Below are 12,301 nucleotides of genomic sequence, written 5' to 3'. Positions count from 1 at the left end.
GAGGCAAACAAGATGAAATTCCATTTGAACCATGACCCCGCGAACAAGACCCTTACCATCCCCCGCGCCGCTTTGCAGCTCTCCGGCCTTGCCGAAACCAGCGATCTGACGATCCATACCGAAAACGGCTGCGTTCTGCTGCTGCCGGACAAATTGTCTGTCGCGCAAACACTGAAAACCTTCCAACTGCTGACGGCGATCAACGCAGAGCTCCTGTTCCGACTGGGAAAAAGCAGCGCTCTGGCCCACGGCGCCGAAAATGACGCTTGCGATGGATGCCATTGGGAAAAAGAGTGTTTTCAGGACGTCCTGCCGCTGTGTATGCTGGCAGAGGCCGGCATTGACCCGGAGGAAGGCGATTTCGAATGCGCGGTGAAGGACGGTACGCTGGTACTGCGGTCCGGCACTGATACAAATGTATATGAAATGATGAAGAGTCTGGATGATGACTTCCGCGATCTGCTGAAAAGCGCGGGCGTTTCGTTGTCCGGGCTCTTCCTGCTTTTGAAGGAGGAACTGGATCATGACGAATGACACCTATCTCTACCCCTATTCCTCTGCCGAGGCGAGAGATCGGAACGAGCTTTCCCTCTGGCGGGAGAGCCACAAGGCGAACATCGCCTGCCGCAACGCCATCGAGGACACCATCCGTCAGAGCTTCGACGGAATGCATCTGGACAAGAACTGTATCACGCCGGTGCTGGAGGAATACGGCTACAAACGCACCGCGTGGGTGCTTGCCAACACCTTGCACGAACTCAAGTGGGACGGGCGCTTCGGTCATGCCAACAAGCAGTGGGCGGAGCGCGCCTGCATTCCCAAAGACATCAACCACAACAGCGACTTTGTTGTCCGAAGCCATCCGGCTGTGCTGGATGGCTTCGTCACTTTCTACCGTAAGGCAGTGCAGGCGTTAAATCTCTTTGGCGCGGAGCATTGCGTTGGTGACCGCGCGGAGCAGGACTTCACCGGCAAGGTGCTAGTGCTGTCGCCGGAGGCGCTGCGGGAGCAGTATTGGGGGCAGAAAAACCAGCTCTGGTATGCTCGGAGCGGTTTTGGCTGCGAGCCGCATTCCAGTGGTCGAGCGGTTTTCGCCACCTGCCTCTCGGACGGTGAAACAGCCAGATGGAACCGGGAGGATTTCATTGGCGTACTGGATGACAAGTTTCTGCCCGACTGGGCACGTGAAAAGCTGGAGGAGATGATGACACAGGAACAGACGGACGCCCCCACAATGGGCGGTATGAAAATGAAGTGAGGAGGATACTTGCATGAGCGTGACCTATTATACCGTGGACGATCTTCGGCCCGGAAGATCCGGCTGGGGTGTGAAACGTTTTTCCGCGTTGAATGACGCGATCTCCCATTACCGGTCTCTCCCTATGGATGGGGCCCGCGTCCTCGGCATGGCGGATGATGCCCACGCCTATGAGCTCATCCGCTGTGTGCGTCTTTTCCCCGGCGATGCCCAGGGCGAGGATGTTCTGGCGGCAGATCACTGGCGCGGCGGCATGACGAAAAAGAACGCTGCCCTGAAAGACGCGCTGGATATTTGCTTGGAAAGCCTGCGCCCCCGTTTTCTGCTGGAGCCGGAGCGCCTGATCCCCGTCCCCCAGTGCAAGAAGCTGCGGAAAGAACTGCGGGAGGCCCTTCTCTGGCAGGGCTATGAAGAAAACTATGATTCCGCTATTCGCGCTGTTTTTGTAGAAGGCGCTGGCTGGCTCTCACCCCAGGATGTGAAAAAGCAGAGGCAGCTTCCTCTGGTGTTGCGCTATCGGGTGGACGGCATGACGAAGGACGGCGCCTACCTCTCCTTAGAAGTGGAGCCTTGGGAATATGACCTCCTGCTGGAGCAGACAAGAGATCACTATAAAATGAAGAAACATTAAGGAGGATGACAACATGAAACGAATGCTTTCCCTTTGCGCCGCGGCGCTGTGCCTGACCCTGGCGCTGACGCCCACCGCGCTGGCGGCGGACTTTGAGCCTGCGGTACCGAACGCCAAGGTTTGCTACCCCACCGCCATCGTTCGCAGTGACGATGGTACGGAACTGAAAAAAATCTATGATCTGAGCCCCGAAGATGATCCTGCCGGTATTCCCCGCTCGGACTTCCGGCAGGACGGCTTTCACTACACCCTGACGGACCTTCTGAAGCAGGAGCTTCCGGAAAATGAGAGCCGCCAGCACACGGAACACGTTTCCGTCGAGAGCGCCAAAAAAGACATGGAATCTGTATTGGCGCTGCTGCCGCAGGAGCGGGAATTCATCACGGATGACGGCCTCATGGGGACCCTGACGCTCCGACTTGATACCGTGCAGGTGGAGCCGTCCGGCTATGGCAGCTCCACCAGGGAAATCACCACCAAGCGCAGCTATCCTAACCTTGCCGAGCAGGATACGCAGTATCTTCCCAAAACCATTACGGAAAACGGCAGGACCCTGACGCTCACGGACATCCAGTGGCAGACGGACAACACCGCCAATCTGGACGGCTACGCTGTGGCAGATCGCTACACGGCCGTTGCCACCTATTCCGGCAGCGCCACCAGCAGCTATGTGAAAGGCTATACCGTCACGGCGGACTACGCCGGGACCGTCAGCCGGATCGCCTTGAACCGTGTCCGCTATGTGGCTATCTTTGAGGGAACGCCCATCCAGCCCACGGAGCCTGCGGAGACACCCGCCACGGCGTCCGCGTTCCGCTGGTCTTATGTGCTCATCCCCATTGGGATCGTGGCCGCGGCAGGCGCGGGCGTCGGTGGTGCGCTGCTGGTGAAGCACAGAAAAGAAAACGCGGATGAGGAGGATACAGAATGAAAAAGATCATTACCCTTTGTCTGAGCCTTTGCATGACAGCGGCTCTGGCGGCTCCGACGTATGCGCTGGAATACAGCATTGACGCGCCGGACGATTACGATTTCGGTAAGGACACCTCCATTGAAGTGATTCACACGGCGGATGGCGGCGCTATGAAAAACGCCGACATGAGCAAGAACGCCGCGCTTATTCCGCCTGCATTTGGCTCGGAGAGTATGAACGCCCTCCATACCGGCGAGTACCTCACGCCAAACCTTGCCCCCGGTGGTATTCCCGCGTCCGGCGCGGTCATTGGCGGCAGCGCCGCCACTGTTGTCACCCCAGGCAGCACGGTGAATGGAGGCAGCGGCTATCAGCCCGCCGTGCTGTTCACAGAGGTGACGGGCGACCTCTACTACAAAAACAGCTCCCTCGGCAGGCTGGAGATCCCCACGCTGGATCTGAGCGTCCGCATCTATCAGGGGACGGACATCAAGACGCTTGCCAAGGGGATCGGGCACTTTGAGGACACCTCCATCTGGAACGGCAACGTCTGCCTCGCCGCCCATAACCGGGGCGCCAACAGCTACTTCGGCCAGATCCACACGCTGGACATCGGGGACAAAATTACCCTGACCACCAAGCTGGGCACCCGTACCTACAAGGTGACGGATGTCAGCAAGGTCAGCGAAACGGATCGCAGTGGTCTTGCGGACTCCGGCGAAAATATGCTGACGCTCTACACCTGCGTCCGCAACCAGCGGGACCAGCGCTGGTGCGTCACCGCAGCGGAGGTCTGAATCTTTCTCCCTTTTGCCGAATCGGTTCTGTTCGACTTCTGCCCCTCACTTGTGATATGGTGAAGCTGCGAAGAAGAATTTCACACATACACAGTTAGAATGGAGGCAGGAAGATGAACGAGAGCAAAAACGTGAGAAAGAATGTCAGTATGATGTTCACCGGCATGGTGATCGGCGCGGCGCTGACCGGCGGCTCTATCGCGGTCGCAGCCGGGATCACGGCGGAACCCACCTGGCAGCCCATCTTTGTGGATGGTCAACAGGTGGAAATGCAAGCCTACAACATTGCGGGGCACAACTATGTGCAACTGCGGGACATGGGCAAGCAGGTCGGTTTCAATGTTTATTGGAACGCCGGAGTCCAAATCGACACCGGGCATCCATACACGGGGATCGCCCCTGCCGCATCCGGCATCCGCGTCAGCAGCTACAAAGGCAGCACCCTCCGCCCCGGAGACCGCAGCGGCTTGAATATCAGTCCCAGTGCGGATATAAAAAGTGTGGTCTCCACGCAGCCCAATGTCATCCGCGTTGAGAATGCCTCCGGCTTCTGGACCGCTATCGCGGTCAGCAGCGGCACATCCGACGTGGTCGTGACCAATCAGCATGGCCAGACCGCCACTTTAACGCTGACGGTAGTTGACGGCAAGCAAGGTGCGAGCATTCCGGAATCCGACGCCAGTCAGACAGACGCGGCACGGCATGAGATCGTCCGGCTGGTCAATCAGGTGCGCCGGGAAAACGGTGTGCCGGAGCTGACGGTCAACGCGGCTCTGATGGACGCGGCGCAGCATTGCGCGTCCCTGCGTGTCGCATACCACCAGAATAAGGTGGAGTGCGAGGCGGTAGCGGTCTCTGGGTATCCCCATGGATTTGGATCGAACATCACCGCATTCACGAATGTGCCCGCATCCGAGATCGCGGGGCGGGCAGTGGAGAATTGGCGGAATTCTCCCGGCCACTTCCAGACGATGATAAACCCTGATTGCGACACCATCGGCGTCGGGATCTCAGCTGATGAGGGCGGAACGATCTGCTTCCTGTTCGTCGGTGATCCCAACGCGCACAATCCCTACGCATAACCTATCCGCAACTCAATATGCTCACATGGCCTTCCAGCTTCATCGCCGGAAGGCCATTTCTTATGAGCAAATCTAAAAAGAAAGGTCAAATAACGATGAAAAAGACATGGCATTCATTGAAAAATCGCGTGACCGCGATGCTGCTGGCCCTGATCTGCGTCCTCGGCCTGCTCCCCACTGCCGCGCTGGCAGCGGGAGCCGACACCATCAAGTTAGAGCGGTTCGGCATGAGCGGTGTTTCCTATCAGTCTGCCAGCCTTGGCAGATGCACAATGCACCAGATGTATTACGGCGTGGCCGGAAAGACCTCCGTGGGCTTCTGCGGGACGAAGGGCGGCGGCATGGGCACCTCTCTGATCGGTCAGACCTGGGGCAATCCGAAGCCCGTCACCGATCCCACCGTCAAAATGATGATGGCCTATTACTACGCCCACTCCCTCGGCATCTTCACGGACAAGGCCCACGCCCTGGGCGTGGATGACATCTGGGATTCCGGTTATAGCTGGTACATGAACGCCTGGGTACAGGCCATCGTGTGGCGGTATAAGGACGGCTCCCTGGGTGATCCCGCCACCGCCTGTGCGGAGGAATTGATGTACGTCTGGAACTCGCTGAAGGGTGCGAGCTATACCAGCATCGACCAGACCTGCGACGGCGCCACATTCCGGGACCGGACGAAATATATCCTGGATCTTGGCAAGCAGGCTGTTTGGGGCGATTGCGACGTAAAAGAGTATTCCTTCACCGGCGCTGGCTCTGCCGCCCACCCCGCCAGCACCGTCCAGAGCGTTATGATCGGCAGTCTTACCGTCACAAACGAGCAGTACACGCTGGTGGTCAAGAAGGTAGACGCCACCAACCCCACCAAGGGCCTTGCCGGAGCGCGGTTCCACGTGGAATCCACCAACGGCTCCTTTTCCAGGGACATCGTCACCGGCACGGACGGCACCTATACCTTCTCTCCCTTGGACGCCGGAACCTACGCTGTAACAGAAACGGCGGCTCCGAACGGCTACGAGATCGACAACGCGGGGCCCGAATATGTAGTCCTGCCGAATAATGGCAGCAGCACCGTGACGATCACCTTTACGGATACCCCCACCGTCACCGCCACCGGTAAGATCCGCAAGGTGGACGCGGACGATCCCACCAGAGGTCTCGCGGGCGCGGTCATCAAGATCACCGGCGTGGATAACAATTTCACCGGCACCTATACCACCGGAGCGGGCGGTGCGCTCACGGATGTGCCTTGGGATACCATGCCCATCGGCAGCTATGTGGCGGAAGAAGTGACGCCGCCCAACGGCTACTCTCTGAGCAAGGACGCCGGTAAAGTCCGTCAGGAATTCTATTGGGACGGCAAAACGGACGTATCTCTCGTTTTTGAGAATGACGCGAAGGTAAAGATCCAGCTCATCAAGCTGACCGACGCCAATGCGCCCCTCCCCGGTGCGGTATTCCACATCCTCCGGGACGGCCAGCTGATCGGCACGGAGGTCACAGACGCGTCCGGCAGGATCACAGTCCCCCATGTGACGGAGGGGATGTACGCCTTTGTGGAGGTCAGCGCTCCCGCCCCCTACGCCAAGCTGACCGCCCCCGTCTGCGCCCATGTAGATCAGGCCACTGTCGCTGGCGGCGGCACCGTGACCGTAACGGCGAAGGACCAGAAGCTCCCTGATCTGACCATCCAGAAGCTGGATAAGCAGACCAAGCAGCCCATCCCCGGCACGGTCTTTGAGATCAAGGGCATCCATTACGGCTATCATCAGGATGTCACCACCGGGCCGGATGGCAAGGCGGTTCTCACCGCGATCCCTGTTGACAGCTATGAAGTAAAGGAAACATCCGTCCCTGCCCCCTATGTAGTGGGCGGCGAGACGATCCAGACCATTTACCTCGGCCCCGGTGACGATCAAAACCTCGTATTTGAAAACCTGAAAATGCCCCGGCTGACCGTCACCAAAATCGACGCGGAGGATTCCAAGCCCATCCCCGGCACCGTGTTCACCGTAGAGGGCATCGACAGTGATTTCTCCGCCGATTGGGTCACCGGCGAGGACGGCACGGTGACGGACCGCGTGGCCCCCGGCAGCTACAAGATCATTGAAAAGTCTGTTCCCGCACCGTACTACCTGCCCAGCAAAAACGCCGACCGGGAGCAGACCGTCAGCCTGAACGCCGGTGGCGAGGTGCATGTCACTTTCAAAAATCGGAAAATGCCCCAGCTCACCATCTACAAGGAGGACAGCGTGGCTGGCGCGCCCATCGAGGGAGCCAAGTTCCACATCACTTACACCAGCAGCGGCGAATCCGCCGAAGCCCCTGCCACCATCGACTACGGAACGATCCTCACAGACGCCAAGGGCGAGATCCGGCTCCATGAGCAGGGCAAGCGGCTCTATCCCGGCGAGTACACCGTGACCGAGGTGGAACCCGCTCCCGGTTTCCAGATGAAGGAACCCTCCACCCAGAAGATCATCCTCCACGGCAGCGAGAGCAAGACCCTGACCTTCCAGAATACTCCGCTGAATGCCATTGTTGTTGAGAAGTATGACAGCGTGACCCATGAAGCGCTCCCCGGCTGCACCTTCCAGCTGCGGTTTTTGGGCGGCACCAGCGGCACCGGCGGCACGACCATCGGGCAGAAGGTCACCGGCAAGAACGGCACCGCCATCTGGACGGGCCTGAAAAGCGGCACCTATATCGTGGAGGAGGTTGACCCTGCCGATGGGTACTCCATCATCAACGCCTCCGAAACGATCTATCTGGCGGACAGCGGTGAGCAGAGTGTAGTCACCGTCCGCTTTGACAACGCCCCGGACGGCATCCTCCTGATCCGCAAGGTCTGTTCCGTGAACCCCAGCGTGACCCTCGCCAACGCGGAATTCAAGATCACCTATGCGGACGGTACGCTGATCGGGGACAGCAACGGCATCTTCCGGACGGACGAACACGGCGAGATCCGCGTCCCCGGCCTGAAGCCCGGCAAGAGCGTTATTGTGACGGAAACGAAGGCTCCAGACGGCTATCTGATCGACACCCAGAGCCAGACCGTTCAGATCAAGGAAGGCCGCACGGTCAGCCTGACCTTCAAGAACCAGCCCAAGGGCAAGCTCATCATCCAGAAGCGGGACAGCGCCACCGGTCAGCCACTTCCCGGCGCGGAGTTCCGGGTGACCACTGCCGCTGGCTGTGAGGTGGGGCTGGATGGCGTGATCGGCACCAGCACCCTGACGCAAAACGGCATTTTTACCACCGACGGTCAGGGCGAGATCAAAATCACCAATCTGGCCCCCGGTGCTTATGTCATCAACGAGATCAAGGCCCCGACAGGGTATGTGATGGATCGTGCGTCCACAAACGTGGTCATCGGCAAAAACGGCGATACACAGACTGTCATCGTGAAAAACTCCAAGGCCGGAACCCTGGTGATCGACAAGCGGGATTCCCTCACCGGGAAGCCCTTGCAGGGCGTGACCTTCAAGGTGACGACCTCTACCGGCGCGTTTGTACCCGCTGAAAACGGACAGATCAGCAGCAACGGCCTGTACTTCACCGATAAGGACGGAAAAATCACCATCCATGGCGTGGTGGGGACGCTGGTGGTGACGGAAACGGCCACCATTCCTGGTTACACCATCGACGAGGCCAGCCGCACCCAGACGGTGGTAGTCAACCCCAATGACACCCAGACGCTGCACTTCACCAACACGCCCAGCACCACCCTTGTGATTGAAAAGTATATCGAGGGCACCACGACGCCGCTGAAGGGCGTGACCTTCCTTGTCACCGACAGCAGCGGCGCGGTGGTGGGCAACTCCAATGGAGAGTTCATCACCGATGAGAATGGCCGCGTCGTTATCAATGATCTGATCCCCGGCACCACCGTTACGGTGCGGGAGGTCAAGACCGTGGAGGACTTTGTGCTGGATAGTTCCCCGAAATCCATTCTCATCAAGGCGGGTGAGGTACAGACCCTTCGCTTTTATAACGTCCGCGCGGGCGGGCTTACCGTCATTAAGAAGGACGAAAAAACCGGAGAGCGCATCCCCGGCGTCCAGTTTGAGATCCGGAAAATGGATGGCGAGATCGTCGGCACCTTCACCACCGATGAAAACGGCGTGATCTATCTCCCCGAAGCGGAAAACGGCTGGTACACCGTGACGGAGCTGAAAGCTGCCGAGGGCTACCGTCTGGATGACACGCCCCATCGGGTCGAGGTCAGGGATGGGCAGACCGCCACGCTGGAGATCACCAACAAGGCCATCTCCGGCATCCTGATCCACAAGGTCGATTCGGCCACCGGCGAGGGTATCCCCGGCGTTTCCTTCATTCTCTATGACAGCGGCAACAACCCCATCGCGCAGGAAGCCAGCGATGACCGGGGCTATGTCCGGTTTGAGGGACTGGAAGATGGCCGCTACTATCTGCGGGAACTGGAGAATGAGGGCTATATCCCCGACACGCAGAAAAAGACCGTGTATGTAAAGTCCGGCGAAACCACGGAAATCGAGTGGCAGAATACCCCCATCACCGGACAGATCCAGATCGTCAAGACCTCGGCGGACTATAATTCCATGAATGGCTGGCCTGCCGGGACGCCCATCCCCAACACCGTCTTTGAGATCTACAACGCCCGCACCAACCGTCTGGTGGATACCATTAAGACGGACAAAAACGGCTTGGCGGTGAGCAAACCCCTGCCGCTGGCGCGGTACAAGATCGTGGAATCCAAGGCGGCGGAATTTTACGGGCTGGATAAGACACCCATTGAGGTAGAAATTGAGTATGCCGGTCAGATCGTCAAGGCAAGCATGACCAACAAGAGCCTGTCTACCAACGTTTCCATCAAGAAAACCGGCTATGTGGAGGTCATGCCGGGGCAGCTCGTCCGCTACAACTTTACCGGCATCGCCAACAATTCCACCACGGCGCTGGAATCTTTTTATTGGAGAGACACTTTGCCTGCCAAGGCGGTTCGTCTCCAGACCATTTACACCGGCACGTGGAATACCCCTGGAAATTATAAGATCGTGTACCGCACAAATCTCAGCGGCAATACCTGGCGCACGCTGGCGGATAACCTTTCCACCAGCAAGAACTATGTGCTGGATGCTTCCCCCGCGGCGCTGGGACTTGCCGCCAACGAGTATGTGACGGAGTTCATGGCATCGTTCGGCATTGTCCCCGCCAACTTCCGGCAGGTGGAAGCCCCTCGCGTGGACTGCAAGGCCCTTGCCAAGCTCACCGGCGGTACGCAGTTCGTTAATCAGGCGGATGCGGGCGGCGTCTACAATGGGCAGTGGATCATGGCGACCTCCCGCTGGGTTACCAGAGTTTATGCTCCCAGCAAGCCCCTGCCCCGCACCGGTTATTAAGAGCTAACAACAACGGATGCCGCTCCGCAAGGGGCGGCATCCCCAAATTAAGGAGGTTGAGATCTTGAAACACAAAAAAATCATGATTTTGGCGTTGACGCTCCTGCTCCTGACCGTGCTCTGCTGCACCTCCGCCCTTGCCGCGGGCGGCGATGTGGCGGGCGCTGTGGAACAGACGTGGACGGAGGCAGCCAAACAGATCAAGGCTGTGGTGGAGAAGGTGGTGTTCCCGGCGCTGGATATGATCCTCGCCATCGCGTTCTTTGTAAAGCTTGGCGGCGCGTATTTTGATTTTCGCCAGCGAGGTCAATTTGAATGGACCGGTCCCGCTATCCTCTTTGCCTGCCTCATCTTCACCCTGACGGCTCCGAAATACATTTGGAGCATCATCGGCATCTAAGAGGTGCAAGGGTAAAAATCAGTTGCTTATTTTCTGTGTGCTGGGTATAATGAAAATTAGGAAAGGAAGCGGCGCGAATGACAGAATCTGTGAAAAATGAGCTTTCTGATATCTGCCGGATCATTGACGCAACTGTGGATACAGAGAAGATCTATCTTTTCGGCTCATACGCCTATGGTACACCAACCGATGATAGTGACTACGATTTGTGCGTCATTATCCCGGAAAATTCCATGCGTCCGGCAGACGCGGTCAAGGCGATCCGCCGTGCGCTCTTTTCAGCGCAGTCCGTCCCCTTGGATGTAATTGTTTATCGCTCTAACGCATTCCATCAGAGAGCGGAACACGCTTCTCTGGAGCGGAAAATCGCAAGAGAGGGGGTCTTGCTGTATGAGCACCGGCTGGAGCAGCGAATGGCTTGACTTTGCCTATATGGATCTCAGCGCCGCGGAACATCTGCTGACGATGCGTCCGCTGCCTGTGGAAATTATTTGCTATCACTGTGAACAGGCTGCCGAAAAATTTCTAAAAGCCACGCTTGTTCAATTCGACAGAGAGCCGCCCAAAACGCATGACCTTATCCAGCTTTGTAAGCTGTGTTGCGAAGTAGACACGCGATTTGAGCAACTGGCAGACTCCTGTATTGAACTGACGCCATACGGCGTTCAAGTTCGCTATCCGTCCAATTTAGAACTGGATGAATCCGACGCCGTCTGCGCGTTAAAGGAATGCAGGCTCGTTCAAGACTTTGTTTGCCAGAAACTTGGATATGAACCGGAAAGCAAAGATACCCAAAGCTTTGGACAGACAATGAAATAAGTAAAGACAGCAGTCAAGGCCGTCGCCCGAAAGGGCGGCGGCCTTGTCGCGTCTCCGGAGGTGAATGAACAATATTTATTTGGGATTTTGTCGCCGCGACAGTCCTGGATCAGCTCATGGACTGGGTCTATGGGCAGGCCATAGGCTTTCTCGGCAACTTCTTTGCCCTCATGGGCAATATGGGCGTGGAGCTGTTCGAGCTGGAATGGGTCAGCGCCATCATTCTCTTTTTCTCCCGCCTTGCGTGGGCGCTGTTTACCGTCAGCGTGGTGGTCTGCGCCTTTGAATGCGGTATCGAATACTCCACCGGCAGGGGCAATCTCCAGCAGTGCGGGATGAACATCATCAAGGGCTTTCTTGCGGTGAGCCTGTTCACCGTTGTCCCCGTCCGGCTCTATGCCTTATCGGTGTCGCTGCAGGGAACCTTTTCCGCGGGGCTTACCGGCTATGGACGAAGCATCGGTGAGGTTGGACAGGACATCATCACCGAACTCAGCGAGATACAGACACTTGCAGATGTGGTGAACAGTTCCCACTTCGGTCTCGGCATCATCACCAGCCCCATTATGCTCCTTTTTTGCGTGATCCTCATGGGTTACGCGGTCATCAAGGTGTTTTTCGCCAACCTCAAACGCGGGGGCATTTTGCTGATTCAAATTGCCGTGGGCAGCCTTTATATGTTCAGCGTCCCGCGCGGCTATCTGGATGGCTTTATGGGCTGGATGCGGCAGGTCATCGGCTTGTGCCTGACCGCCTTCCTCCAGTCCACCATCCTCATTGCGGGACTCATGGTGTTCAAGGACCACGCGCTGATGGGCGTGGGGCTCATGCTCTCCGCTGGCGAAGTGCCGCGCATCGCCGGCAGCTTCGGCTTGGACACCACAACAAAGGCCAATATTATGAGCGCCGTTTATACGGCGCAGGCTGCCGTCAACACCACCCGAACCATCGCCGCGGCGATCAAATGAAAGGGTGATGATATGACCTGGTTAACACAAATCACCATGGGCAGCCTGTTCG

The 12,301-nt window shown here is 57.8% G+C and carries 11 protein-coding genes; all 11 read left to right on the top strand.

The features are described from left to right. Positions 1-12 precede the first annotated feature (12 nt). The 11 genes from H8Z83_RS11465 to H8Z83_RS11415 all read left to right on the top strand — a co-directional run bounded on the left by H8Z83_RS11465 (position 13) and on the right by H8Z83_RS11415 (position 12,249). Positions 13-534 (top strand): hypothetical protein, encoded by a 522-nt coding sequence (locus tag H8Z83_RS11465; RefSeq protein ID WP_187015161.1) that lies wholly within the window; start codon positions 13-15, stop codon positions 532-534. After that, entirely contained in the window at positions 524-1,258 is a 735-nt protein-coding gene (locus H8Z83_RS11460; RefSeq protein WP_187015160.1) for a DUF3849 domain-containing protein, read from the top strand. The genes H8Z83_RS11465 and H8Z83_RS11460 overlap by 11 nt, the downstream gene beginning before the upstream one ends. A gap of 13 nt (positions 1,259-1,271) precedes the next feature. Continuing rightward, positions 1,272-1,889: a hypothetical protein gene (locus H8Z83_RS11455; protein WP_187015159.1), complete on the top strand. Its 618-nt coding sequence runs from the start codon at positions 1,272-1,274 to the stop codon at positions 1,887-1,889. A gap of 13 nt (positions 1,890-1,902) precedes the next feature. Next, entirely contained in the window at positions 1,903-2,820 is a 918-nt protein-coding gene (locus H8Z83_RS11450; RefSeq protein WP_187015158.1) for a cell wall anchor protein, read from the top strand. Further along, positions 2,817-3,599, top strand: coding sequence for a class D sortase (locus tag H8Z83_RS11445; protein WP_187015157.1), 783 nt, complete (start codon positions 2,817-2,819; stop codon positions 3,597-3,599). The genes H8Z83_RS11450 and H8Z83_RS11445 overlap by 4 nt, the downstream gene beginning before the upstream one ends. A gap of 113 nt (positions 3,600-3,712) precedes the next feature. After that, positions 3,713-4,681: a CAP domain-containing protein gene (locus H8Z83_RS11440; protein WP_187015156.1), complete on the top strand. Its 969-nt coding sequence runs from the start codon at positions 3,713-3,715 to the stop codon at positions 4,679-4,681. Between the two features lie 95 nt (positions 4,682-4,776). Beyond that, complete coding sequence (locus tag H8Z83_RS11435) at positions 4,777-10,062, top strand: MSCRAMM family protein (RefSeq protein WP_187015155.1); 5,286 nt, start codon at positions 4,777-4,779, stop codon at positions 10,060-10,062. A 64-nt stretch (positions 10,063-10,126) separates the two neighbouring features. Continuing rightward, positions 10,127-10,462, top strand: a complete 336-nt coding sequence (locus H8Z83_RS11430) for a DUF3852 domain-containing protein (RefSeq protein WP_187015154.1) — start codon at positions 10,127-10,129, stop codon at positions 10,460-10,462. A 77-nt stretch (positions 10,463-10,539) separates the two neighbouring features. Further along, entirely contained in the window at positions 10,540-10,884 is a 345-nt protein-coding gene (locus H8Z83_RS11425) for a nucleotidyltransferase domain-containing protein (RefSeq protein WP_187015153.1), read from the top strand. After that, positions 10,853-11,281, top strand: a complete 429-nt coding sequence (locus H8Z83_RS11420; protein WP_187015152.1) for a HEPN domain-containing protein — start codon at positions 10,853-10,855, stop codon at positions 11,279-11,281. Before H8Z83_RS11425 ends, H8Z83_RS11420 begins: the two co-directional genes overlap by 32 nt. Before the next feature lie 71 nt (positions 11,282-11,352). Further along, on the top strand, positions 11,353-12,249 hold the full coding sequence (locus H8Z83_RS11415) for a conjugal transfer protein TrbL family protein (protein ID WP_187015245.1): 897 nt from the start codon (positions 11,353-11,355) through the stop codon (positions 12,247-12,249). Positions 12,250-12,301: the final 52 nt, after the last annotated feature.

The sequence above is a fragment of the Dysosmobacter segnis genome, assembly GCF_014297285.1.
GTDB lineage: Bacteria > Bacillota > Clostridia > Oscillospirales > Oscillospiraceae > Oscillibacter > Oscillibacter segnis.
This window is presented reverse-complemented; position numbering and strand designations above follow the sequence as displayed.

What these genes read in the sequence shown, in the direction of transcription:
- H8Z83_RS11450 (WP_187015158.1), top strand. Translation starts at nt 1,903, where the DNA reads ATGAAACGAATGCTTTCCCTTTGCGCCGCGGCGCTGTGCCTGACCCTG.
- H8Z83_RS11460 (WP_187015160.1), top strand. Translation starts at nt 524, where the DNA reads ATGACGAATGACACCTATCTCTACCCCTATTCCTCTGCCGAGGCGAGA.
- H8Z83_RS11440 (WP_187015156.1), top strand. Translation starts at nt 3,713, where the DNA reads ATGAACGAGAGCAAAAACGTGAGAAAGAATGTCAGTATGATGTTCACC.
- H8Z83_RS11425 (WP_187015153.1), top strand. Translation starts at nt 10,540, where the DNA reads ATGACAGAATCTGTGAAAAATGAGCTTTCTGATATCTGCCGGATCATT.
- H8Z83_RS11445 (WP_187015157.1), top strand. Translation starts at nt 2,817, where the DNA reads ATGAAAAAGATCATTACCCTTTGTCTGAGCCTTTGCATGACAGCGGCT.
- H8Z83_RS11435 (WP_187015155.1), top strand. Translation starts at nt 4,777, where the DNA reads ATGAAAAAGACATGGCATTCATTGAAAAATCGCGTGACCGCGATGCTG.
- H8Z83_RS11420 (WP_187015152.1), top strand. Translation starts at nt 10,853, where the DNA reads ATGAGCACCGGCTGGAGCAGCGAATGGCTTGACTTTGCCTATATGGAT.
- H8Z83_RS11465 (WP_187015161.1), top strand. Translation starts at nt 13, where the DNA reads ATGAAATTCCATTTGAACCATGACCCCGCGAACAAGACCCTTACCATC.
- H8Z83_RS11455 (WP_187015159.1), top strand. Translation starts at nt 1,272, where the DNA reads ATGAGCGTGACCTATTATACCGTGGACGATCTTCGGCCCGGAAGATCC.